Genomic DNA, 24,269 nt, shown 5'->3' with positions numbered 1-24,269 from the left:
CTGACGGACGGATGTTCTTTCGCAGTGATTTCGTCAATATGAACGTCGGCAGTTTCTCCACTAATGCCGATGGCAAATGGGATGACAACTGGGGCACCTGTACATTACAGGACTGTAGTGGCAACCGCAGCCAGTCGGACTCCGGTGCCAGCGTGGCGGTCGGCTGGCGAAATGACGTCTGGAGCTGGGATATCGGTACCACGCCGATGGGCTTCAACGTGGTGGATGTGGTCGGCGGCATCAGTTACAGCGATGATATCGGGCCGCTTGGTTACACCGTTAACGCCCACCGTCGGCCTATCTCCAGTTCTTTGCTGGCCTTTGGCGGGCAAAAAGACTCCCCGGGTAATACCGGGAAAAAATGGGGCGGCGTGCGTGCCGACGGTGTGGGGCTAAGTCTGAGCTACGATAAAGGTGAAGCAAACGGTGTCTGGGCATCGCTTAGTGGCGACCAGTTAACAGGTAAAAATGTCGAAGATAACTGGCGTGTGCGCTGGATGACGGGCTATTACTATAAGGTCATCAACCAGAACAATCGCCGCGTCACAATCGGTCTGAACAATATGATCTGGCATTATGACAAAGACCTGAGTGGCTACTCACTCGGTCAGGGCGGTTACTACAGCCCGCAGGAATACCTGTCGTTTGCCATACCGGTGATGTGGCGTGAGCGGACGGAAAACTGGTCGTGGGAGCTGGGTGCGTCTGGCTCGTGGTCGCATTCGCGCACCAAAACCATGCCGCGTTATCCGCTGATGAACCTGATCCCGACGGACTGGAAAGAGGATGCCGCCAGCCAGACCAACGACGGCGGCAGCAGTCAGGGCTTTGGCTACACGGCGCGGGCGTTACTTGAGCGTCGCGTCACGTCCAACTGGTTTGTCGGCACGGCAATCGATATCCAGCAGGCGAAAGATTATGCGCCAAGCCATTTCCTGCTCTACGTGCGGTATTCCGCCGCCGGATGGCAGGGCGACATGGATTTACCGCCGCAGCCGCTGATACCTTACGCCGACTGGTAACGAGGTAGAATCAGAAGGTTAAAACTCGGAAATTATATCCAGTAAATCAGCGTCGAGCATGTTCTCAACGCTGATTTACTGATTACTACTAAAGGAAGGGGTGGCAGGTCGGAATTCAGCCTGCACATGATGTTTTAGAACATCACTTTATGACCATATTGCTCAAGAATCCCTTTCACTCGCTCCATGGTTTCTTTTTTCGGTGGTTTCACACCGTCGAGTTTGTACTCTTCGCCCATCGCCACCCACTTATGTTTGCCTAACTCATGGTAGGGGAGGAGCTCGATTTTTTCGACGTTACCCATATCGCGAGTAAATTCACCGAGGCGATGAGCTGAATCGTCATCGTCAGACCAGCCAGGTACTACGACATAACGTATCCAGACTTTCACATTTTTGTTCGCCAGATATTTAGCAAACTCGAGTGTACGATGGTTGGAAACGCCTACCAGATTCTGGTGGATTTCGTCGTTCATCTGTTTGAGATCGAGCATTACCAGGTCGGTCACTTCCAGAAGTTCATCAATTACTGGATCGTAACGACGAACAAAACCGTTAGTGTCCAGACAGGTATGAATGCCTTCTTTTTTGCAGGCGCGGAACCAGTCGCGAACGAACTCGGCTTGCAGGATTGCTTCACCACCGGATGCGGTAACGCCGCCGCCGGAAGCGTTCATAAAGTGGCGATAGGTCACCACTTCCTTCATTAAATCTTCAACGGTAACTTCTTTACCGCCATGCGTATCCCAGGTGTCGCGGTTATGACAATACAGGCAGCGCATCAGGCAGCCCTGGAAAAAGGTGATAAAGCGAATACCCGGGCCGTCTACGGTTCCACAGGATTCAAAGGAGTGAATGCGACCAATAACTGACATTGCGGTGTTTCTCCAGATGTGGCCCATCTGAGGCCGTGTTGGTGCGCAGCTCGAAGGCTACGTCGAGTCTGTTTTGGCAGTTACCTTAAAGTATAGATAGCTGACAAAAAAGGCTCTCTTGCTAAAAAAGGCCCCACTTTCGTGGAGCCTTTATTGTACGCTTTTTACTGTACGATTTCAGTCAAATCTAATTACATAGACTGAGTGAAGGTACGAGTAATAACGTCCTGCTGCTGTTCTTTAGTCAGCGAGTTGAAACGTACTGCGTAGCCAGATACACGGATGGTCAGCTGCGGATATTTTTCCGGGTTTTCCATCGCATCGAGCAGCATTTCACGGTTCATCACGTTCACGTTCAGGTGCTGACCACCTTCGATGGACGCTTCGTGGTGGAAGTAACCATCCATCAGACCTGCCAGGTTGGTCTTACGAACTTCGTCGTCTTTACCCAGTGCGTTCGGAACGATAGAGAAGGTGTAGGAGATACCATCTTTAGCGTAGGCGAACGGCAGTTTAGCAACGGAAGTCAGAGAAGCTACAGCACCTTTCTGGTCACGACCGTGCATCGGGTTAGCACCCGGTCCGAACGGCGCGCCAGCACGACGACCGTCTGGGGTGTTACCGGTTTTCTTACCATACACAACGTTAGAAGTGATGGTCAGAACAGACTGAGTCGGGATAGCGTCACGGTAGGTGTGCAGTTTCTGAATTTTCTTCATGAAACGTTCTACCAGATCAACAGCCAGGTCATCTACACGCGGATCGTTGTTACCAAACTGCGGGTATTCGCCTTCGATTTCGAAGTCGATAGCCAGACCGTCTTCGTCACGAATCGGTTTAACTTTCGCATATTTGATTGCAGACAGGGAGTCAGCAGCAACGGACAGACCAGCGATACCACACGCCATGGTGCGGATAACGTCACGGTCGTGCAGCGCCATCAGAGAGGCTTCGTAGCTGTACTTGTCGTGCATGTAGTGGATGATGTTCAGTGCAGTGATGTACTGTTTAGCCAGCCAGTCCATGAAGTGATCCATGCGTTCCATCACTTCATCGTAGTTCAGGAGATCGCCTTTGATCGGTTCAGATTTCGGACCAACCTGCATTTTCAGTTTTTCATCAACACCGCCGTTGATTGCGTACAGCATGGTTTTCGCCAGGTTTGCACGCGCACCGAAGAACTGCATTTGCTTACCAACGATCATCGGGCTTACGCAGCAAGCGATAGCGTAGTCATCGTTGTTGAAGTCCGGACGCATCAGGTCATCGTTCTCATACTGCAGAGAAGAGGTGTCGATGGACACTTTAGCGGCGAATTTCTTGAAGTTCAGCGGCAGTTTTTCAGACCACAGAATGGTCATGTTCGGTTCCGGAGACGGACCCATGGTGTACAGGGTGTTCAGGAAACGGAAGCTGTTTTTGGTAACCAGGGTACGACCGTCGAGGCCCATACCACCGATAGATTCGGTTGCCCAGATCGGGTCGCCAGAGAACAGTTCATCGTACTCCGGAGTACGCAGGAAGCGAACCATACGCAGTTTCATGACCAGGTGGTCAACCATTTCCTGCGCTTCTTGTTCGGTGATCTTGCCAGCTTTCAGGTCGCGTTCGATGTACACATCCAGGAAGGTGGAAGTACGACCGAAGGACATTGCAGCACCGTTTTGAGACTTAACAGCAGCCAGGTAGCCGAAGTAAGTCCACTGGATAGCTTCCTGAGCGTTGGTAGCCGGACCAGAGATGTCGTAGCCGTATTTAGCAGCCATTTCTTTCATCTGACCCAGAGCGCGGTGCTGTTCAGCGATTTCTTCGCGCAGACGGATGGTCTGTTCCAGGTTTACGCCGTTTTCCAGATCAGCCTGCAGAGAGGTGAACTGTGCCAGTTTGTCTTTCATCAGGTAGTCGATACCGTACAGCGCAACGCGACGGTAGTCACCGATGATACGACCACGGCCATAAGCATCTGGCAGACCGGTCAGAACACCAGATTTACGGCAACGCAGGATGTCCGGAGTGTAAACGTCGAACACGCCCTGGTTGTGAGTTTTACGGTATTCAGTGAAGATTTTTTTGATCATCGGATCCAGTTCGCGGTTGTACGCTTTGCAGGAACCTTCGATCATTTTGATACCACCGAACGGGATAAGAGCACGTTTCAGCGGAGCTTCAGTCTGCAGACCAACGATTTTCTCAAGCTGCTTGTTGATGTAGCCAGCGTCGTGAGAAGTGATGGTGGAAGCAACAGCGGTGTCAAAGTCAACTGGCGCGTGAGTGCGGTTTTCCAGTTTAACGCCTTCCATTACTTTGTCCCACAGGGAAGTGGTCGCTTCAGTAGCGCCAGCCAGGAAGGACTCGTCACCCTCATACGGAGTGTAGTTTTTCTGAATGAAGTCACGGACGTTTACTTCATTCTGCCAGTCACCTTTGGTAAAACCTTCCCAGGCTGTGGCTAACTTTTCATTAAGCTCGGACATGTAACACCTACCTTCTTAAGTGGATTTTTTATTTACTGCGTACTTCGACAACCATTAATGGTGATCGTTTTCACGCAGGTAAATGACCCAGTATGTCAACCCAACCAACAAACCACCGCCGATAATATTACCGATCGTAACCGGAATCAGGTTATCAGTGATGAAGTTCATCACGGTCAGGTGAGAAAAATTTTCCGGTGCTGAACCGACAGCGGTCCAGAATTCCGGAGATGCGAAGTCGCGGATTACAATACCCATCGGGATCATAAACATGTTTGCGATACTGTGCTCAAAACCGCTGGCAACAAACATCGCGACCGGCAGCACCATGATAAACGCTTTGTCCATCAGGCTGCGGCCAGAATAGCTCATCCATACCGCCAGGCATACCATCAGGTTAGCCAGGATACCGAGGCAAACCGCCTCAATAAAAGTATGGTGCACTTTGTGGTCGGCGGTTTGTAGGACGTTAAGTCCCCATTGACCATTGGCGGTCATATACTCGCCGGAAAGCCACATTAAAAGTACAAATAACAACGCGCCGACCAGGTTGCCAAAATAGACGTTCAGCCAGTTTTTCGCCAACTGGCCCCAGGTGATGCGCCCACTCGCCTTGGCAACAACAATCAACACTGTGGAAGTAAAGAGATCGGCTCCGCAGACAACACAAAGAATCAGCCCCAGAGAGAAGCAAATGCCGCCAACCAGTTTGGCCATACCAAAGGGCATTGTGCCTGTGCCAGTAGTTGCTGTGATATAGAAGACGAATGCGATTGAGATGAAAACACCGGCGGTAATCGCCAGATAGAAAGTCTTAAGCGGATGTTTCGTTGCTTTATAGACACCTGCCTCTTCGGCCACTTTGGCCATTGCTGCAGGAAGTAAAAGATCAAAAGGGTTGTCAGCTTTCACACTAACTCTCTCTTTATTAAGTCGGCGACGAGATACTAACAAAGCATTATAGATGAGAAATTGATATAGATCATATCTCGCCTGGCTTATAGGCCCGTAACTCGCATGGTTTTTATGCAAATACGGAGTAAATATTTGATTATCCAAATAAAAATAAATTTTAAAAATTAACAAATGAGTTGAATTTTTTCCGCATCCTCCGCTAAAACAGTTAATTAAAAGGGAGCAACAGGCAAATAAACTAACAATATCGATCGTATTTATTAAATATAAATTACCGATATTTAACCTTGTAATTACAATTATTTTATTAATGCAAATATATGTAAAGCGGGGCATTAAAAAAACGCCCCGTAATATAACTCAGCCAAATCATTAAGCCTACATTGCGTAGGCTATTTGATTTTATTTTGCCCAGAATGCCGCTTTGGCGCGCTGCAGCTTTTCGTAGGCTTTTAACAACGACTGATGCGCCGCAAATGCGTGCAGATCGCTATCTACCGGTTGCAAGCCATAAAACGCCGCTTCGCCACTCATTGCCGCACTGGCTGCTTCTACCGCATCTGCGCCGTACATACGAACGAAGGCATTCAGATATTGCAGCGGCTGGCGATCTTCTTCCTGCGCCAGCAATAACAATGTTTGCAGGCAGCGATAATAGTTGGCGCGTTCCGGACTGAACACCGATGAGTTAAACTCCATCGTCCATTCAGTCCAGATCAGAGCTTGTTCCATATCGCCGCCAGCCAGTGCTAGCATTGCTTTTAATTCACCGATACGCAGAGTGTACCAGCCGTTATCTGGTCCGGTCGCCAGACCTAACAGCTCACGCACGCGGGTAAAGTCGTCAAAACCTTCTTCATCCAGTTGCTCGATGAGGTTCAGGTAATCTTCTTTTTCCCACTCACTGCCTGGTAACGAAAGGATCGTTTCACGTAAATGGCTGCCCATACTGTTATTTGCCAGCCACAGATCTTCCGCCGGATAAATATCGGACATACCCGGCACGATAATGCGGCAAGCATAAACGCCCAGATGCTCGTAATCGGCAATATAAACTTCTTTATCCTCTTTGTTGAAGATAGCCATCAGCGTGGCAAACTCTTCTTCAGTGGTGCCAGAGAAATTCCAGTCCACAAACGGATAATCGGCATCTTGTTTGAAAAGATCCCAGGAGATCAAACCGCTGGAATCGATAAAGTGCGTTTCGAGGTTAGTATGTTCGGCGACTTCTTCATCATCGAAGGTCGGCGGAGTAAACACATCCAGATCCTTCAGGCCACGACCTTGCAGCAGCTCGGTCACGGTACGTTCCAGTGCAACGCCAAAATCAGGATGCGCGCCGAAGGAGGCAAAACAAGTGCCATTGGTCGGGTTGAACAGTACGACGCAGATCACGGGATACTGACCGCCAAGCGAGCCGTCATAAGCAAAGATTGGGAAACCTTCCGCTTCCAGTGTTTCGATCGCTTCAACTACAGCCGGATAACGTGCAAGCACATCTGCCGGGATCTCCGGCAAGCTGATGCTTTCAGCAATAATGCGGTTTTTCACGTAGCGTTCGAAAACTTCGGACAATCCCTGAACGCGCGCTTCGTTGCGGGTATTACCGGCGGACATACCGTTGGAAACGTACAGGTTACCGATAATATTCATCGGAATATAAACGGTCTGATTGTCAGACTGGCGCGTAAACGGCAGGCCACATATACCGCGATCTTCATTACCGGATTGCAGATCAATCAGCATACTGCCGGTCAGTTCATTTTCCGGGTCGTAAAATGCACGCAGACGTTCATCCAGCAAACCTTCCGGCACATCGTCGTTTTCAGTCAGTGGAAACCATTTTTCGTTGGGATAATGGACGAACGGACCATTGGCGATAGTTTCGCCCAGCCAGAAATCAGCAAAAAAGTAGTTGGTTGAGAGACGCTCGAAATATTCGCCCAGGGCAGAAGCCAGCGCCGCTTTTTTGGTTGCGCCTTTACCGTTGGTAAAACACAGTGCGCACTCTTTGTCGCGAATATGTACAGACCAGACGTTAGGCACTGGATTCAGCCAGGAAGCTTCTTCAATCTGAAAACCGAGGTCGGAGAGTTTTTGCTGGAAGCGAGCGATGGAATCTTCCAGGGCGGCATCTTTGCCGGGGATAAATGTTTGTGTCATGAAAATCACTTTAGTCGTACGGAAAGCGCGCAATAATACGGGTTTTATCTCAAAGGCGCTATCACCGCCGCCACGCCGGTGAACTGTTGACTATGCTTTTAGCGGATAAATTACGATAAGAGCATAAAAATGAAGGCGTTCGATCTCCACCGTATGGCATTCGATAAAGTGCCGCTGGATTTTCTTGGCGAAGTCGCTCTACGGAGTCTCTATACCTTTGTTCTGGTCTTTCTGTTTCTAAAAATGACTGGAAGGCGTGGAGTGCGGCAAATGTCGCTATTTGAAGTGTTAATCATTCTGACGCTGGGGTCAGCTGCAGGGGATGTGGCGTTTTACGACGATGTGCCGATGATCCCGGTGCTTATCGTCTTCATTACCCTGGCGTTGTTATACCGCCTGGTGATGTGGCTGATGGCGCACAGTGAGAAACTGGAAGATCTGCTGGAAGGCAAGCCGGTTGTCATTATTGAAGATGGCGAACTGGCCTGGTCGAAACTCAATAACTCCAACATGACGGAATTTGAGTTTTTTATGGAGCTGCGACTGCGTGGTGTGGAACAACTTGGACAGGTACGCCTGGCTATTCTTGAAACCAACGGTGAAATCAGCGTCTATTTCTTTGAAGATGACAAGGTGAAGCCGGGGTTGCTTATTTTACCCAGTGATTGTACCCAACGTTATAAAGTGGTGCCGGAGTCGGCGGACTATGCCTGCATCCGTTGCAGTGAAATCATTCACATGAACGCGGGTGAAAAACAATTATGTCCGCGCTGTGCAAATCCAGAATGGACGAAGGCAAGTCGGGTAAAACGGGTGACCTGACAGCAAAAACATCGGTTTTTTGACAATGATTCGAGATTTTATATTGTGTGACGCGTGCCGCATTTTTGCGCGCAACGGTTTTACCCATTGCGATGCGTGTCACTGAATGATAAAACCGATAGCCACAGGAATAACGTATTACCTGCGGTCGCAATCGATTGACCGGGGGTTAATAGCAACGCAACGTGGTGAGGGGAAATGGCTCAAATCTTCAATTTTAGTTCTGGTCCGGCAATGTTACCGGCAGAGGTGCTTAAACAGGCTCAACAGGAACTGCGCGACTGGAACGGTCTTGGCACGTCGGTGATGGAAGTGAGCCATCGTGGCAAAGAGTTCATTCAGGTTGCAGAGGAAGCCGAGAAGGATTTTCGCGATCTTCTTAACGTCCCCTCCAACTACAAAGTATTATTCTGCCACGGCGGCGGTCGCGGTCAGTTTGCTGCTGTACCTCTGAATATTCTTGGTGATAAAACCACAGCAGATTATGTTGATGCAGGCTACTGGGCGGCAAGCGCCATCAAAGAAGCGAAAAAATACTGCACGCCAAATGTGTTTGACGCCAAAGTGACTGTTGATGGCCTGCGCGCGGTTAAGCCAATGCGTGAATGGCAACTCTCTGATAATGCTGCTTATATGCATTACTGCCCGAATGAAACCATCGACGGTATCGCCATCGACGAAACGCCAGACTTCGGTAAAGATGTGGTGGTCGCTGCCGACTTCTCTTCAACGATTCTTTCCCGTCCGATTGATGTCAGCCGTTACGGCGTGATTTACGCTGGTGCGCAGAAAAATATCGGCCCGGCTGGCCTGACGATCGTTATTGTTCGCGAAGACTTGCTGGGTAAAGCAAATATCGCCTGCCCGTCGATTCTGGATTATTCCATCCTCAACGATAACGACTCCATGTTTAACACACCGCCTACGTTTGCCTGGTACTTATCTGGCCTGGTCTTCAAATGGCTAAAAGCGAACGGTGGTGTGGCTGCAATGGATAATATCAATCAGCAAAAAGCAGAACTGCTGTATGGCGTGATTGATAACAGCGATTTCTACCGTAATGATGTGGCGAAAGCTAACCGTTCGCGGATGAACGTGCCGTTCCAGTTGGCGGACAGTGCGCTCGACAAATTGTTCCTTGAAGAGTCTTTTGCGGCTGGCCTTCATGCGCTGAAAGGTCATCGTGTTGTCGGCGGAATGCGCGCGTCTATTTATAACGCGATGCCGCTGGAAGGTGTTAAAGCTCTGACAGACTTCATGGTTGAGTTCGAACGCCGTCACGGCTAATGCCGAAATTTTGCTTAATCCCCACAGCCAGCCTGTGGGGTTTTTATTTCTGTTGTAGAGAGTTGAGTTCATGGAATCCCTGACGTTACACCCCATCGCCCGTGTCGATGGCACTATTAATCTGCCTGGTTCCAAGAGCGTTTCTAACCGCGCTTTATTGCTGGCGGCATTAGCACACGGCAAAACAGTATTAACCAATCTGCTGGATAGCGATGATGTTCGTCATATGCTGAATGCGTTGCAGGCATTGGGGGTGAGCTATACGCTTTCTGCCGATCGTACGCGCTGCGAAATCATCGGTAACGGCGGTCCATTAGACGCAGAAAATGCGCTGGAGTTGTTCCTTGGTAATGCGGGCACTGCGATGCGCCCGCTGGCGGCAGCTCTTTGTCTGGGTAGCAATGATATTGTGCTGACCGGTGAGCCGCGCATGAAAGAGCGCCCGATTGGTCATCTGGTGGATGCGCTGCTCCAGGGCGGGGCGAAAATTACTTACCTGGAACAAGAAAACTACCCACCGCTGCGTTTACAGGGTGGTTTTGTGGGGGGCAACGTAGAAGTTGATGGCTCCGTTTCCAGCCAGTTCCTTACCGCACTGTTAATGACCGCGCCGCTTGCGCCGGAAGATACGGTTATTCGTATTAAAGGTGAACTGGTTTCTAAACCTTATATCGACATCACGCTCAACCTGATGAAGACGTTTGGTGTTGAAATTGAAAATCAGCACTATCAAAAATTTGTCGTAAAAGGCGGGCAGTCTTATCAGTCACCGGGGACTTATTTGGTAGAAGGCGATGCCTCCTCTGCGTCTTACTTCCTTGCCGCAGCAGCGATCAAAGGTGGCACTGTAAAAGTGACCGGCATTGGACGCAACAGTATGCAGGGTGATATTCGCTTTGCTGATGTGCTGGAAAAAATGGGGGCGGCCATTAACTGGGGCGATGATTATATTTCCTGCACTCGTGGTGAACTGAACGCTATCGATATGGATATGAACCATATTCCCGATGCGGCGATGACTATCGCGACGGCGGCGCTGTTTGCGAAAGGCACCACAACGCTGCGTAATATTTATAACTGGCGCGTTAAAGAGACGGATCGTCTTTTTGCGATGGCGACTGAACTGCGAAAAGTGGGGGCTGAAGTGGAAGAGGGGCATGACTTCATTCGCATTACGCCGCCGGAAAAACTGAACTTTGCCGAGATCGCCACTTATAACGATCACCGCATGGCGATGTGTTTCTCGCTGGTGGCCTTGTCAGATACGCCGGTGACGATTCTTGACCCAAAATGTACGGCCAAAACATTTCCGGATTATTTCGAGCAACTGGCGCGGATTAGCCAGGCAGCCTGAATGAAGAACGGGCAATAAATAGCCAAATCTTTCTTTATCAAAACGTCGGCGCATTGTCGGCGTTTTTTTTCGGACATTGTGAACCATTTTTATTGATGGTAGCGTTAACTGTCAATGTAAGTTGTTGATACATAATATTTATATATGATTAATCAACGGATGATTCACATGAAGAATACTAAATTACTGCTGGCGATTGCGACCTCTGCAGCATTACTGACAGGGTGTCAAAATACCCACGGTATTGATACCAATATGGCTATCAGCTCCGGTTTAAATGCATATAAAGCAGCAACGTTAAGCGATGCCGATGCAAAAGCGATTGCCAATCAGGGCTGTGCCGAAATGGACAGCGGCAATCAAGTCGCAAGTAAATCCAGCAAGTACGGTAAACGTCTGGCAAAAATCGCCAAAGCATTGGGTAACAATATTAACGGCACGCCGGTCAACTATAAGGTTTATATGACCAGCGACGTCAACGCATGGGCGATGGCGAACGGCTGTGTTCGTGTCTACAGTGGCCTGATGGACATGATGAACGACAACGAAATTGAAGGGGTTCTGGGTCATGAACTGGGGCACGTTGCGTTGGGTCACTCGCTGGCTGAAATGAAAGCCTCTTATGCGATCGTTGCCGCACGTGATGCTATTTCCGCCACCAGCGGTGTTGCTTCCCAGCTTTCCCGTTCACAATTAGGTGATATCGCAGAAGGCGCTATCAATGCTAAATACTCCCGCGATAAAGAGTCTGAAGCAGATGATTTCTCCTTTGATCTGCTGAAGAAACGTGGCATCAGCACCCAGGGACTGGTCGGTAGCTTTGAAAAACTGGCTAGCCTGGATGGCGGTCGTACCCAGTCCATGTTTGACTCTCACCCACCATCAACAGAGCGTGCGCAACATATCCGTGATCGTATCGCCTCTGGTAAGTAAATCATTGTCATCTTTCGGGCTGGTCTTCTGCCAGCCCGCTATAATTGCGCAATAAATCCCCATCTGAATACAGACAAAACTGGTTTTTGCACACAACGTTAACGATTTGTGGCGCCGACGCGTATAATGCGCGCGGTTATGTTAACGGTACGCCTGTTTTAAGGAGATAAAGATGACGGCAATTGCCCCGGTTATTACCATTGATGGCCCAAGCGGTGCAGGGAAAGGCACCTTGTGTAAGGCTATGGCGGAAGCGTTGCAATGGCATCTGCTGGACTCGGGTGCAATTTATCGCGTACTGGCGCTGGCGGCATTACATCACCATGTTGATGTGGCGTCAGAAGACGCTCTGGTGCCGCTGGCATCCCACCTGGATGTACGTTTTGTGTCGACCAATGGCAATCTGGAAGTGATCCTCGAAGGGGAAGATGTCAGCGGTGAAATTCGTACTCAGGAAGTGGCGAATGCCGCTTCACAAGTCGCCGCATTTCCTCGTGTTCGTGAAGCATTATTGCGTCGCCAACGTGCGTTTCGTGAATTGCCAGGCCTGATTGCCGATGGTCGCGACATGGGAACAGTGGTATTCCCTGATGCGCCAGTGAAAATTTTCCTTGACGCCTCTTCGGAAGAACGTGCGCATCGCCGAATGCTACAGTTGCAGGAGAAGGGCTTTAGTGTTAACTTTGAACGCCTTTTGGCCGAGATCAAAGAACGCGATGACCGCGATCGTAATCGTGCGGTAGCGCCTCTGGTTCCGGCAGCCGATGCTTTAGTGTTGGATTCCACCACCTTAAGCATTGAGCAAGTAATTGAAAAAGCGTTACACTACGCGCGCCAAAAATTGGCTCTCGCATAAGCGACCGAATTTGCAGTACCCCCGTTGCAATGGAATGACAGCGGGTATGTTAAACAACCCCATCCGGCACGGAGCCAGGTGGACGTTAAATATAAACCTGAAGATTAAACATGACTGAATCTTTTGCTCAACTCTTTGAAGAGTCCTTAAAAGAAATCGAAACCCGCCCGGGTTCTATCGTTCGTGGCGTTGTTGTTGCTATCGACAAAGACGTAGTACTGGTTGACGCTGGTCTGAAATCTGAGTCTGCCATCCCGGCTGAGCAGTTCAAAAACGCCCAGGGCGAGCTGGAAATCCAGGTAGGTGACGAAGTTGACGTTGCTCTGGACGCAGTAGAAGACGGCTTCGGTGAAACTCTGCTGTCCCGTGAGAAAGCTAAACGTCACGAAGCCTGGATCACGCTGGAAAAAGCTTACGAAGATGCTGAAACTGTTACCGGTGTTATCAACGGCAAAGTTAAGGGCGGCTTCACTGTTGAGCTGAACGGTATTCGTGCGTTCCTGCCAGGTTCTCTGGTAGACGTTCGTCCGGTGCGTGACACTCTGCACCTGGAAGGCAAAGAGCTTGAATTCAAAGTAATCAAGCTGGATCAGAAGCGCAACAACGTTGTTGTTTCTCGTCGTGCCGTTATCGAATCCGAAAACAGCGCAGAGCGCGATCAGCTGCTGGAAAACCTGCAGGAAGGCATGGAAGTTAAAGGTATCGTTAAGAACCTCACTGACTACGGTGCATTCGTTGATCTGGGCGGCGTTGACGGCCTGCTGCACATCACTGACATGGCCTGGAAACGCGTTAAGCATCCGAGCGAAATCGTCAACGTGGGCGACGAAATCACTGTTAAAGTGCTGAAGTTCGACCGCGAACGTACCCGTGTATCCCTGGGCCTGAAACAGCTGGGCGAAGATCCGTGGGTAGCTATCGCTAAACGTTATCCGGAAGGTACTAAACTGACTGGTCGCGTGACCAACCTGACCGACTACGGCTGCTTCGTTGAAATCGAAGAAGGCGTTGAAGGCCTGGTACACGTTTCCGAAATGGATTGGACCAACAAAAACATCCACCCGTCTAAAGTTGTTAACGTTGGCGATGTAGTGGAAGTTATGGTTCTGGATATCGACGAAGAACGTCGTCGTATCTCCCTGGGTCTGAAACAGTGCAAAGCTAACCCGTGGCAGCAGTTCGCGGAAACCCACAACAAGGGCGACCGTGTTGAAGGTAAAATCAAGTCTATCACTGACTTCGGTATCTTCATCGGCCTGGACGGCGGCATCGACGGCCTGGTTCACCTGTCTGACATCTCCTGGAACGTTGCAGGCGAAGAAGCAGTTCGTGAATACAAAAAAGGCGACGAAATCGCTGCAGTTGTTCTGCAAGTTGACGCAGAACGTGAACGTATCTCCCTGGGCGTTAAACAGCTCGCAGAAGATCCGTTCAACAACTGGGTTGCTCTGAACAAGAAAGGCGCTATCGTAACTGGTAAAGTAACTGCAGTTGACGCTAAAGGCGCAACCGTAGAACTGGCTGACGGCGTTGAAGGTTACCTGCGTGCTTCTGAAGCATCCCGTGACCGCGTTGAAGACGCTACCCTGGTTCTGAGCGTTGGCGACGAAGTTGAAGCTAAATTCACCGGCGTTGATCGTAAAAACCGCGCAATCAGCCTGTCTGTTCGTGCGAAAGACGAAGCTGACGAGAAAGATGCAATCGCAACTGTTAACAAACAGGAAGATGCAAACTTCTCCAACAACGCAATGGCTGAAGCTTTCAAAGCAGCTAAAGGCGAGTAATTCTCTGACTCTTCGGGATTTTTATTCCGAAGTTTGTTGAGTTTACTTGACAGATTGCAGGTTTCGTCCTGTAATCAAGCACTAAGGGCGGCTACGGCCGCCCTTAATCAATGCAGCAACAGCAGCCGCTTAATTTGCCTTTAAGGAACCGGAGGAATCATGACCAAGTCAGAATTGATAGAAAGACTTGCCACCCAGCAATCGCACATTCCCGCTAAGACGGTTGAAGATGCAGTAAAAGAGATGCTGGAGCATATGGCCTCGACTCTTGCGCAGGGCGAGCGTATTGAAATCCGCGGTTTCGGCAGTTTCTCTTTGCACTACCGCGCACCACGTACCGGACGTAATCCGAAGACTGGCGATAAAGTAGAACTGGAAGGAAAATACGTTCCTCACTTTAAACCAGGAAAAGAACTGCGCGATCGCGCCAATATTTACGGTTAAGTTTTCACTCAAACTTGAACGCGAGAAAAGCACCTGTCGGGTGCTTTTTTCATTTCTGTAATCTGGAACTGGAAGCTGCCTCGCAGCGTTTTGTGTAGTTTTCACATTCCCGTTAAATTCTTCTGAACCCGTCTCGGGGAACGCAAAACTCCCGCCAGACAACCGTTCAACAAAGTTGCACACTTTCCGAAAACAGGGAGGGGTGCATGAAAATAACGACAGTTGGCGTATGCATTATTTGCGGAATTTTTCCGCTGCTGATTTTGCCACAATTGCCTGGGACATTAACCCTTGCGAGTCTGACCGTCTTCGCCTGCGTACTGGCATTTATTCCTGTTAAAGCCGTTCGTTATTTCACGCTGACATTGCTGTTTTTCCTTTGGGGCATATTGGCGGCAAAGCAAATTTTGTGGGCAGGAGAAAACTTAACTGGCGCGACGCAGGATGCAATTGTCGAGATTACTGCTACTGACGGCATAACCACTCATTACGCTCAAATTACCCATCTACAAGGTCGACGTCTTTTCCCTGCGCCAGGCATTGTGCTGTATGGCGAGTATCTGCCACAAGTGGTTTGTGCCGGACAACAATGGTCAATGAAACTCAGAGTTCGTGCGGTTCACGGTCAGCTTAATGATGGTGGCTTTGACAGCCAGCGTTATGCTATTGCCCAGCACCAGCCTCTAACCGGGCGTTTTCTTCAGGCAAGAATCATTGAACCGGGGTGTAGTCTGCGGGCGCAATATCTGGCCTCTTTGCAAACGACCCTGCAACCTTATCTGTGGAAAGCGGTGATTCTTGGCTTAGGTATGGGTGAACGGTTATCTGTGCCCAAAGAAATCAAAGATATTATGCGCAATACTGGTACAGCGCATTTAATGGCGATATCGGGATTGCACATCGCTTTTGCGGCGTTGCTGGCAGCCGGGCTCATTCGCGGTGGGCAAATTTTCCTCCCTGGTCATTGGATCCACTGGCAGATGCCATTAATTGGCGGAATTTTCTGTGCCGCTTTTTATGCCTGGTTGACTGGTATGCAACCTCCGGCACTGCGTACCATCGTGGCGCTTGCAACGTGGGGAATGCTTAAGTTAAGTGGGCGACAATGGAGTGGCTGGGATGTATGGATATGTTGTCTGGCGGCAATTTTGCTGATGGATCCTGTTGCCATTCTCTCGCAAAGTTTATGGCTCTCTGCTGCAGCGGTGGCAGCACTGATTTTTTGGTATCAGTGGTTTCCCTGTCCTGAGTGGCAACTGCCGCCGGTATTGCGTGCAGTTGTTTCCCTCATTCATTTGCAACTGGGAATCACACTCCTGCTTATGCCCGTGCAAATCGTCATATTTCATGGCATTAGTCTGACCTCGTTTATAGCAAATTTGTTCGCTATTCCCTTAGTGACATTTATCACGGTTCCGTTGATTCTCGCCGCGATGATAGTGCATTTAAGCGGACCATTAATCGTGGAACAAGGATTATGGTTTCTGGCCGACAGATCTTTGGCTTTACTTTTCTGGTTGTTAAAGAGCTTGCCAGAAGGATGGGTCAACGTTGCTGAACGTTGGCAATGGCTATCATTTTCTCCTTGGTTATTACTGGTAGGATGGCGACTAAACGCATGGCGAACGTTGCCTGCGCTGTGCGTGGCTGGAGGCATTATGATGTGTTGTCCACTGTGGCAAAAAACACGGTCTGACGAGTGGCAGGTGTATATGCTTGATGTCGGGCAAGGGCTGGCAATGGTGATTGCGCGAAACGGCAAAGCGATTCTCTATGATACGGGCCTCGCCTGGCCAGAAGGTGACAGCGGGCAACAACTGATTGTCCCCTGGCTACGCTGGCATAACCTTGAACCGGAAGGCGTCATTCTGAGTCATGAACATCTGGATCATCGGGGAGGGCTGGACTCGATATTACGTGTCTGGCCGACGTTATGGGTCAGAAGCCCTTTAAACTGGGAACATCATCAGCCCTGTGTGCGCGGTGAAGCGTGGCAGTGGCAAGGATTACGTTTTAGCGCACACTGGCCTTTACAAGGTAGCAACGATAAAGGAAATAACCATTCCTGTGTGGTTAAGGTTGATGACGGAACGTATAGCATTCTTTTAACCGGTGATATTGAAGCACTCGCTGAACAAAAAATGCTAAGTCGTTACTGGCAACACGTGCAGGCAACATTACTTCAGGCGCCCCATCATGGCAGTAATACCTCATCATCATTGCCATTAATTCAGCGTGTGAATGGAAAAGTGGCACTGGCATCGGCATCGCGCTATAACGCATGGCGACTACCCTCCAGCAAAGTTAAAAGACGCTATGAAATTCAGGGATATCAATGGGTTGATACCTCGCATCAGGGGCAAATAACCGTCGATTTTTCAGCGCAAGGCTGGCAGGTACGCAGCCTAAGGGAGCAAATTTTACCTCGTTGGTATCATCAGTGGTTTGGCGTGCCAGTGGATAACGGGTAGAATATGCGGCTATTTCAACAAATGCTGGTTTTTTGAATGCATAACGACAAAGATCTCTCTACGTGGCAGACATTCCGCCGACTGTGGCCAACCATTGCGCCTTTTAAAGCGGGTCTGATCGTGGCGGGCATAGCGTTAATTCTCAACGCAGCCAGCGATACCTTCATGTTATCGCTCCTTAAGCCACTTCTCGATGATGGCTTTGGTAAAACCGATCGCTCCGTGCTGATGTGGATGCCGCTGGTGGTTATTGGGCTGATGATTTTACGTGGTATCACCAGTTATATTTCCAGTTACTGCATTTCCTGGGTATCAGGAAAAGTGGTAATGACCATGCGTCGCCGTCTGTTCGGCCACATGATGGGAATGCCGGTGTCATTTTTTGACAAACAGTCTACCGGGACACTGCTTTCACGTATTACTTACGATTCTGAACAGGTTGCTTCGTCGTCTTCCGGCGCGCTGATTACGGTGGTGCGTGAAGGTGCTTCCATTATCGGTCTGTTCGCCATGATGTTCTATTACAGCTGGCAGTTGTCGATCATTTTGATTGTGCTGGCGCCGATCGTCTCGATTGCGATTCGTATCGTATCGAAGCGTTTTCGCAGCATCAGCAAAAACATGCAGAACACCATGGGGCAGGTGACCACCAGTGCTGAACAGATGCTGAAAGGCCATAAAGAAGTATTGATTTTTGGCGGCCAGGAAGTAGAAACGAAGCGTTTTGATAAGGTCAGCAACAAGATGCGTTTGCAGGGAATGAAGATGGTATCTGCCTCTTCCATCTCTGACCCGATCATTCAGCTGATTGCCTCTCTGGCGCTGGCATTTGTTCTCTACGCTGCGAGCTTCCCAAGTGTAATGGATAGCCTGACAGCCGGTACGATCACCGTTGTCTTCTCTTCGATGATTGCACTGATGCGTCCGCTGAAATCGCTGACCAACGTTAACGCCCAATTCCAGCGTGGTATGGCGGCCTGTCAGACGCTGTTTACCATTCTGGATAGTGAACAGGAGAAAGACGAAGGTAAACGCGAGATTGAGCGTGCTACTGGCGACGTCGAATTTCGCAATGTCACCTTTACCTATCCGGGGCGTGAAGTCCCTGCGCTGCGTAATATCAACCTGAAGATCCCAGCAGGGAAAACAGTGGCTCTGGTAGGGCGTTCGGGTTCGGGTAAATCAACTATCGCCAGCCTGATCACGCGTTTTTACGATATTGATGAAGGCGAGATCCTGATGGATGGTCACGATCTGCGCGAGTATACCCTGGCGTCGTTACGTAACCAGGTTGCACTGGTATCGCAGAATGTCCATTTGTTTAACGATACGGTTGCCAACAACATTGCTTACGCACGTACAGACCAGTACAGCCGTGAGCAAATTGAAGAAGCGGCGCGTATGGCTTATGCCATGGACTTTATCAATAAGATGGATAACGGTCTTGATACGGTGATTGGTGAAAACGGCGTGTTGCTCTCTGGCGGTCAACGCCAGCGTATCGCTATTGCTCGAGCTTTGTTGCGTGACAGTCCAATTCTGATCCTTGATGAAGCCACCTCGGCACTGGATACAGAATCCGAACGTGCGATTCAGGCGGCGCTTGACGAGCTACAGAAAAACCGTACCTCACTGGTGATTGCTCACCGTTTGTCTACCATTGAAAAGGCAGACGAAATTGTGGTCGTTGAGGATGGTGTCATTGTGGAACGCGGCACGCATAACGATTTGCTTGAGCACCGTGGTGTCTACGCGCAACTTCACAAAATGCAATTTGGTCAATGATCGAAAAAATCTGGTCTGGTGAATCTCCTTTGTGGCGGCTGTTGCTGCCACTCTCCTGGTTGTATGGTCTGGTGAGTGGCGCTATCCGTCTTTGCTATAAACTAAAACTGAAGCGCGCATGGCGTGCCCCAGTGCCTGTTGTGGTGGTCGGTAATCTCACCGCAGGTGGTAACGGGAAAACACCGGTCGTTGTCTGGCTGGTAAAACAACTGCAAAAACGCGGTGTTCGTGTTGGTGTTGTATCCCGGGGCTATGGCGGTAAGGCCGAGTCGTATCCGATGTTATTGTCGGCAGAGACCACCACAGCACAGGCGGGTGATGAACCTGTGCTGATTTATCAGCGTACTGGCGCGCCTGTTGCAGTTTCTCCCGTCCGTTCTGATGCTGTAAAAGCCATTCTTGCGCAACATCCTGATGTGCAGCTCATCGTAACCGACGACGGTCTACAACATTATCGTCTGGCACGAGATGTGGAAATTGTCGTCATTGATGGTGTGCGTCGCTTTGGCAATGGCTGGTGGCTGCCTGCGGGGCCAATGCGTGAGCGAGCCGGGCGTTTAAAATCGGTTGATGCGGTAATCGTCAATGGCGGCGTACCGCGTGATGGTGAAATTCCGATGAATTTAATACCGGGTCAGGCAGTGAATTTGCGTACCGGTGCTCGTTGTGACATTGCACAGCTTGAACATGTGGTGGCAATGGCGGGGATTGGTCATCCGCCGCGCTTTTTTGCCACGCTGAATATGTGTGGTGTGCAACCGGAAAAATGTGTGCCGTTGTCCGATCATCAGTCTTTGAATCATGTGGATGTCAGCGCATTGTTAAGTGCCGGGCAAACACTGGTTATGACTGAAAAAGATGCGGTGAAATGCCGGGGCTTTGCAGAAGAAAATTGGTGGTATTTGCCCGTTGACGCACAGTTTTCGGGCGCTGAGCCAGAGAAACTGCTCGCGCAACTTTCCTCGCTGGCTTCTGGCAACTAATTCGCAGCAGCAGCGTTCAATTGATGGAGCCATGAATGACGCTGCCGTATATCTCTCTTGCTGATGCGCGTAATCTTCATCTCGCTGCGCAAGGCCTGTTAAAAAAATCTCGTCGTCGCGCGTTGCCGCAAGATATTCTGGCAGCTATTTCCCGCATGTCCTTGCTGCAAATCGACACTATCAATATCGTTGCCCGCAGCCCTTATTTGGTGCTTTTTAGTCGTCTGGGTAATTATCCTCCGCAGTGGCTGGACGAGTCGCTGGCGCATGGCGAATTAATGGAATACTGGGCGCATGAAGCCTGCTTTATGCCGCGTAGTGATTTTCATCTCATTCGCCACCGGATGCTGGCGCCAGAAAAAATGGGCTGGAAATATCAAGACGCCTGGATGCGGGAACATGCGGAAGAAATTGAACAGTTACTTCAGTACATTCAGGATAACGGACCCGTACGTTCAGCCGATTTTGCTCATCCCCGCAAAGGGGCAAGCGGTTGGTGGGAGTGGAAGCCGCATAAACGCCATCTGGAAGGGCTGTTTACTGCTGGAAAGGTTATGGTGATTGAAAGGCGTAATTTCCAGCGCATATATGATTTAACCCATCGCGTCATGCCGCACTGGGATGATAAGTGTGACCTCGTTTCGCAAACAGAAGCAGAAATCACGATGCTGGATAACAGCGCGCGTAGCCTGGGAATATTTCGCGAACAGTGGCTGACAGATTACTATCGCCTTAAACGCCCGGCGCTGGCTGCCTGGCGTGATGTGCGTGCTGAACAGCGGAAAATTATCCCCGTAAATGTGGAGAGGTTAGGACAACTCTGGCTGCATACTGATTTGTTGCCTCTTCTCGAAACAGCTCTCGCGGGGAAACTCACCGCGACGCATTGCACTGTACTGTCACCCTTTGACCCTGTCGTCTGGGATCGCAAACGCGCAGAGCAGCTTTTTGATTTTAGCTACCGGCTGGAATGCTACACGCCGGCACCGAAACGCCAGTATGGCTATTTCGTTCTGCCGTTACTGCATCGTGGACAATTAGTCGGGCGAATGGATGCCAAAATGCATCGCCAGACGGGCGTCCTTGAAGTTATCTCCCTTTGGTTACAGGATGGCATCAAACTGACTGCTTCTCTTCAAAAAGGATTACGCCAGGCGATTACCGATTTTGCTGGTTGGCAGCAGGCAACGCGAGTGACATTAGGGCGCTGCCCACAGGGTCTCTTTAGTGATTGCCGCACAGGCTGGGAAATAGCCCCCTGGGCATAAATGATTATGATAAGATTTATGCATTCATAACCCGATCCATCTGGAGGAACTATGGATCATCGTCTGCTCGAAATCGTTGCCTGCCCGGTTTGCAACGGCAAACTTTGGTATAACCAGGAAAAACAAGAACTGATTTGCAAACTGGATAACCTGGCTTTCCCGCTGCGCGATGGCATCCCAGTGCTGTTGGAAACGGAAGCCCGCGTACTGACTGCTGATGAGAGTAAATCATGAGTTTTGTGGTGATTATTCCTGCACGCTACGCTTCTACGCGTCTGCCAGGTAAACCGTTGGTCGATATTAACGGTAAGCCGATGATCGTTCATGTTCTTGAACGCGCCCGCGAGTCAGGAGCCGATCGCATCATTGTAGCAACCGATCATCAAGATGTTGCCCGCGCTGTTGAAGCTGCTGGGGGGGAAGTGTGCATGACGCGCGCCGATCATCAGTCAGGCACCGAACGCCTGGCGGAAGTTGTCGAAAAATGCGCGTTCAGCGACGACACGGTGATTGTTAATGTGCAGGGCGATGAGCCAATGATCCCTGCGACAATCATTCGTCAGGTTGCTGATAATCTCGCCCAGCGTGAAGTAGGCATGGCAACCCTTGCTGTACCTATCCACAGTGCGGAAGAAGCTTTTAATCCGAATGCGGTTAAAGTGGTGCTTGATGCTGAAGGTTATGCGCTTTACTTCTCGCGTGCCACCATTCCGTGGGATCGTGACCGTTTTGCAAAAGGTCTGGAAACCGTTGGTGATAACTTCCTGCGTCATCTTGGTATTTATGGCTACCGTGCAGGCTTTATCCGTCGTTATGTCAACTGGCAGCCAAGTCCGTTAGAACACATCGAAATGTTAGAGCAGCTTCGCGTACTGTGGTATGGCGAAAAAATCCACGTTGCTGTTGCCCAGGAAGTTCCTGGTACAGGAGTGGATACCCCTGAAGATCTCGAGCGCGTTCGCGCTGAAATGCTCTAAGCTAATTTCACGACACTCCACCTGATTGTGGGGGGAGTGTCGTACCGTTACGATTTTCCTCATTTTTCTTTTCAACAATTGATCTCATTCAGGTGACATCTTTTACATTGGCGCTCATTATGAAGGCAGTAGCTTTTATGAGGGTAATCTGAATGGAACAGCTGCGTGCCGAATTAAGCCATTTACTGGGCGAAAAACTCAGTCGTATTGAGTGCGTCAATGAAAAAGCAGATACGGCGTTGTGGGCTTTGTATGACAGCCAGGGAAACCCAATGCCGTTAATGGCGAGAAGCTTTAGTACGCCAGGACAAGCCCGCCAGTTGGCATGGAAAACCACCATGCTGGCACGCAGTGGGACTATTCGTATGCCAACCATCTATGGCGTGATGACACACGAAGAACATCCTGGCCCCGATGTCCTGTTACTGGAGCGGATGCGTGGTGTTTCTGTGGAAGCCCCCGCGCGTACACCGGAACGTTGGGATCATCTGAAAGAGCAAATTGTTGAAGCTCTGCTGGCCTGGCACCGACAGGACAGTCGCGGTTGCGTCGGTGCAGTCGACAATACTCAGGAAAATTTCTGGCCCTCATGGTATCGGCAACATGTTGAAGTGCTATGGACCACGCTCAATCAGTTCCATAACACCGGATTAACGATGCAGGATAAGCGTATCCTGTTCCGCACCCGCGAATGTCTTCCGGCATTATTTGAAGGATTTAACGACAATTGTGTGCTGATCCATGGCAATTTCTGTTTGCGCAGCATGTTGAAAGATTCTCGTAGCGATCAATTACTGGCGATGGTAGGGCCGGGCCTCATGCTTTGGGCGCCACGTGAGTATGAGTTGTTCCGGTTGATGGATAACACTCTGGCAGAAGATTTGCTCTGGAGTTACCTGCAACGCGCGCCAGTGGCGGAGTCGTTCATCTGGCGGCGTTGGCTGTATGTGTTATGGGATGAAGTTGCGCAACTGGTCAATACCGGACGGTTTAGCCGGCGCAACTTCGATCTGGCATCAAAATCACTCCTTCCCTGGCTCGCCTGACGAACCTTTCAGCCACTGCCAGATGCGACCAAGCGTTTCATAGCCGACTCGGTCGCTATGCATCAACCAGACCGGAGAGGGAATTGCCCGTTCCCACGGATTAAGCGGTGAGTCGATTGCCAGCTGATTCGCCGGGGCTGGCAGCGGATTCAGACCTTCCCGTTGGAAAAAGATCATCGCGCGCGGCAAATGAGACGCAGATGTCACCAGCAGGAAAGGGGCGTCACCAATTGCCTGTTTCACTGCGGCTGCTTCTTCTTCGGTATCTTTTGGCAAATCCAGCGTAATAATTTGTTCGCGCGGTACGCCCAGCGATTGCGCTACTCTGGCACCCACTTCGGCTGTACTCACCGTATTGGTTTTTGCCACGCCTCCCGTGAAGATCAGTTTTGATCCCGGATTCTCGCGCCATAAACGAATACCTTCATTCAGGCGCGGCAAACTATTATTGATTAAATTTGAACTTGGTGCCCACTGCGGGTTCCAGGTATAACCACCTCCTAGCACCACGATATAGTCCACTTTTTGTGCATTATTCCATGTCGGATAAGTACTTTCGATGGGACGCAGCAGGCGGTCGGCTACCGGTTGCAAACTTAATAACAAAAGCGCCAGCCATCCTGCGCTAATAAATATCTTTCCGGTTTTTTGAAAACGGCTAAACCACAGTAGCACCAGACCCACACCGATAATCAACAACATTAGCGGAAGTGGCAGTAGCATACCGCCAATCACTTTTTTCAGTGTAAAAAGCATCCTTTCTGGTTCCTTTTTTAACCATATAGCGAGGGATCGGCAGTGATATTACAC

The 24,269-nt window shown here is 50.0% G+C and carries 20 protein-coding genes; 15 read left to right on the top strand and 5 right to left on the bottom strand.

Features of this window, described 5'->3' with window-relative positions; translation table 11 throughout:
* The coding region (locus HEN21_RS10010; RefSeq protein WP_183082909.1) for a cellulose synthase subunit BcsC-related outer membrane protein at positions 1-1,022 on the top strand (1,022 nt) is incomplete at its 5' end.
* A gap of 134 nt (positions 1,023-1,156) precedes the next feature.
* Here HEN21_RS10010 and pflA read toward each other — a convergent pair.
* The 4 genes from pflA to ycaO all read right to left on the bottom strand — a co-directional run bounded on the left by pflA (position 1,157) and on the right by ycaO (position 7,449).
* A complete protein-coding gene (pflA, locus tag HEN21_RS10005) occupies positions 1,157-1,897 on the bottom strand; it encodes a pyruvate formate lyase 1-activating protein (RefSeq protein ID WP_000111043.1) in 741 nt (246 codons plus the stop codon).
* A gap of 191 nt (positions 1,898-2,088) precedes the next feature.
* On the bottom strand, positions 2,089-4,371 hold the full coding sequence (gene pflB, locus HEN21_RS10000) for a formate C-acetyltransferase (RefSeq protein ID WP_001292807.1): 2,283 nt from the start codon (positions 4,369-4,371) through the stop codon (positions 2,089-2,091).
* A gap of 54 nt (positions 4,372-4,425) precedes the next feature.
* On the bottom strand, positions 4,426-5,283 hold the full coding sequence (focA, locus tag HEN21_RS09995) for a formate transporter FocA (RefSeq protein ID WP_000642546.1): 858 nt from the start codon (positions 5,281-5,283) through the stop codon (positions 4,426-4,428).
* Positions 5,284-5,688: 405 nt separating this feature from the next.
* Positions 5,689-7,449 carry a 30S ribosomal protein S12 methylthiotransferase accessory factor YcaO gene (gene ycaO / locus HEN21_RS09990; RefSeq protein ID WP_176252257.1) on the bottom strand — a complete coding sequence of 587 codons (1,761 nt, stop codon included), beginning with the start codon at positions 7,447-7,449 and terminating at the stop codon, positions 5,689-5,691.
* Positions 7,450-7,578: 129 nt separating this feature from the next.
* Here ycaO and HEN21_RS09985 point away from each other — a divergent pair, with 129 nt between their 5' ends.
* From HEN21_RS09985 to HEN21_RS09920, 14 genes are all read left to right on the top strand, one after another.
* A complete protein-coding gene (locus HEN21_RS09985) occupies positions 7,579-8,271 on the top strand; it encodes a DUF421 domain-containing protein (RefSeq protein WP_000642858.1) in 693 nt (230 codons plus the stop codon).
* 198 nt (positions 8,272-8,469) lie between these two features.
* Positions 8,470-9,558: a 3-phosphoserine/phosphohydroxythreonine transaminase gene (serC, locus tag HEN21_RS09980; protein WP_000057144.1), complete on the top strand. Its 1,089-nt coding sequence runs from the start codon at positions 8,470-8,472 to the stop codon at positions 9,556-9,558.
* 70 nt (positions 9,559-9,628) lie between these two features.
* Positions 9,629-10,912 carry a 3-phosphoshikimate 1-carboxyvinyltransferase gene (gene aroA / locus HEN21_RS09975; protein WP_176252258.1) on the top strand — a complete coding sequence of 428 codons (1,284 nt, stop codon included), beginning with the start codon at positions 9,629-9,631 and terminating at the stop codon, positions 10,910-10,912.
* 168 nt (positions 10,913-11,080) lie between these two features.
* Positions 11,081-11,845, top strand: a complete 765-nt coding sequence (gene ycaL / locus HEN21_RS09970) for a metallopeptidase YcaL (RefSeq protein ID WP_001295345.1) — start codon at positions 11,081-11,083, stop codon at positions 11,843-11,845.
* 172 nt (positions 11,846-12,017) lie between these two features.
* On the top strand, positions 12,018-12,701 hold the full coding sequence (gene cmk / locus HEN21_RS09965) for a (d)CMP kinase (RefSeq protein WP_000125014.1): 684 nt from the start codon (positions 12,018-12,020) through the stop codon (positions 12,699-12,701).
* Positions 12,702-12,811: 110 nt separating this feature from the next.
* The gene (rpsA, locus tag HEN21_RS09960) at positions 12,812-14,485 is read left to right on the top strand and encodes a 30S ribosomal protein S1 (protein WP_000140327.1); all 1,674 of its coding nucleotides are present in this window, start codon (positions 12,812-12,814) and stop codon (positions 14,483-14,485) included.
* Positions 14,486-14,644: 159 nt separating this feature from the next.
* Complete coding sequence (gene ihfB / locus HEN21_RS09955; protein WP_000167336.1) at positions 14,645-14,929, top strand: integration host factor subunit beta; 285 nt, start codon at positions 14,645-14,647, stop codon at positions 14,927-14,929.
* A 206-nt stretch (positions 14,930-15,135) separates the two neighbouring features.
* A complete protein-coding gene (locus HEN21_RS09950) occupies positions 15,136-17,400 on the top strand; it encodes a ComEC family protein (protein ID WP_176252259.1) in 2,265 nt (754 codons plus the stop codon).
* 36 nt (positions 17,401-17,436) lie between these two features.
* Complete coding sequence (gene msbA / locus HEN21_RS09945) at positions 17,437-19,185, top strand: lipid A ABC transporter ATP-binding protein/permease MsbA (RefSeq protein ID WP_000551252.1); 1,749 nt, start codon at positions 17,437-17,439, stop codon at positions 19,183-19,185.
* A complete protein-coding gene (gene lpxK, locus HEN21_RS09940; protein WP_176252260.1) occupies positions 19,182-20,168 on the top strand; it encodes a tetraacyldisaccharide 4'-kinase in 987 nt (328 codons plus the stop codon). Before msbA ends, lpxK begins: the two co-directional genes overlap by 4 nt.
* Positions 20,169-20,203: 35 nt before the next feature.
* Positions 20,204-21,436 (top strand): crosslink repair DNA glycosylase YcaQ, encoded by a 1,233-nt coding sequence (ycaQ, locus tag HEN21_RS09935; protein ID WP_176252261.1) that lies wholly within the window; start codon positions 20,204-20,206, stop codon positions 21,434-21,436.
* A 51-nt stretch (positions 21,437-21,487) separates the two neighbouring features.
* Entirely contained in the window at positions 21,488-21,670 is a 183-nt protein-coding gene (ycaR, locus tag HEN21_RS09930; protein ID WP_000350069.1) for a protein YcaR, read from the top strand.
* The gene (gene kdsB / locus HEN21_RS09925; protein ID WP_000011597.1) at positions 21,667-22,413 is read left to right on the top strand and encodes a 3-deoxy-manno-octulosonate cytidylyltransferase; all 747 of its coding nucleotides are present in this window, start codon (positions 21,667-21,669) and stop codon (positions 22,411-22,413) included. The genes ycaR and kdsB overlap by 4 nt, the downstream gene beginning before the upstream one ends.
* A gap of 152 nt (positions 22,414-22,565) precedes the next feature.
* Positions 22,566-23,459 (top strand): YcbJ family phosphotransferase, encoded by an 894-nt coding sequence (locus tag HEN21_RS09920; RefSeq protein ID WP_000436929.1) that lies wholly within the window; start codon positions 22,566-22,568, stop codon positions 23,457-23,459.
* Here HEN21_RS09920 and elyC read toward each other — a convergent pair.
* Positions 23,436-24,215 carry an envelope biogenesis factor ElyC gene (gene elyC / locus HEN21_RS09915; protein WP_000899559.1) on the bottom strand — a complete coding sequence of 260 codons (780 nt, stop codon included), beginning with the start codon at positions 24,213-24,215 and terminating at the stop codon, positions 23,436-23,438. The two genes, HEN21_RS09920 and elyC, sit on opposite strands and share 24 nt — an antisense overlap.
* Positions 24,216-24,269: the final 54 nt, after the last annotated feature.

This window comes from Escherichia sp. 93.1518 (genome assembly GCF_013368915.2).
Classification (GTDB): Bacteria; Pseudomonadota; Gammaproteobacteria; order Enterobacterales; family Enterobacteriaceae; genus Escherichia; species Escherichia ruysiae.
The sequence above is the reverse complement of the archived record's forward strand: the minus strand, read 5'-3'. Positions and strand labels throughout refer to the sequence as shown.

Bases quoted from the DNA above. Each gene is read 5' to 3' on its own strand.
- pflA (WP_000111043.1), bottom strand. From the start codon at position 1,897: ATGTCAGTTATTGGTCGCATTCACTCCTTTGAATCCTGTGGAACCGTA.
- pflB (WP_001292807.1), bottom strand. From the start codon at position 4,371: ATGTCCGAGCTTAATGAAAAGTTAGCCACAGCCTGGGAAGGTTTTACC.
- ycaO (WP_176252257.1), bottom strand. From the start codon at position 7,449: ATGACACAAACATTTATCCCCGGCAAAGATGCCGCCCTGGAAGATTCC.
- HEN21_RS09985 (WP_000642858.1), top strand. From the start codon at position 7,579: ATGAAGGCGTTCGATCTCCACCGTATGGCATTCGATAAAGTGCCGCTG.
- serC (WP_000057144.1), top strand. From the start codon at position 8,470: ATGGCTCAAATCTTCAATTTTAGTTCTGGTCCGGCAATGTTACCGGCA.
- aroA (WP_176252258.1), top strand. From the start codon at position 9,629: ATGGAATCCCTGACGTTACACCCCATCGCCCGTGTCGATGGCACTATT.
- ycaL (WP_001295345.1), top strand. From the start codon at position 11,081: ATGAAGAATACTAAATTACTGCTGGCGATTGCGACCTCTGCAGCATTA.
- cmk (WP_000125014.1), top strand. From the start codon at position 12,018: ATGACGGCAATTGCCCCGGTTATTACCATTGATGGCCCAAGCGGTGCA.
- rpsA (WP_000140327.1), top strand. From the start codon at position 12,812: ATGACTGAATCTTTTGCTCAACTCTTTGAAGAGTCCTTAAAAGAAATC.
- ihfB (WP_000167336.1), top strand. From the start codon at position 14,645: ATGACCAAGTCAGAATTGATAGAAAGACTTGCCACCCAGCAATCGCAC.
- HEN21_RS09950 (WP_176252259.1), top strand. From the start codon at position 15,136: ATGAAAATAACGACAGTTGGCGTATGCATTATTTGCGGAATTTTTCCG.
- msbA (WP_000551252.1), top strand. From the start codon at position 17,437: ATGCATAACGACAAAGATCTCTCTACGTGGCAGACATTCCGCCGACTG.
- lpxK (WP_176252260.1), top strand. From the start codon at position 19,182: ATGATCGAAAAAATCTGGTCTGGTGAATCTCCTTTGTGGCGGCTGTTG.
- ycaQ (WP_176252261.1), top strand. From the start codon at position 20,204: ATGACGCTGCCGTATATCTCTCTTGCTGATGCGCGTAATCTTCATCTC.
- ycaR (WP_000350069.1), top strand. From the start codon at position 21,488: ATGGATCATCGTCTGCTCGAAATCGTTGCCTGCCCGGTTTGCAACGGC.
- kdsB (WP_000011597.1), top strand. From the start codon at position 21,667: ATGAGTTTTGTGGTGATTATTCCTGCACGCTACGCTTCTACGCGTCTG.
- HEN21_RS09920 (WP_000436929.1), top strand. From the start codon at position 22,566: ATGGAACAGCTGCGTGCCGAATTAAGCCATTTACTGGGCGAAAAACTC.
- elyC (WP_000899559.1), bottom strand. From the start codon at position 24,215: ATGCTTTTTACACTGAAAAAAGTGATTGGCGGTATGCTACTGCCACTT.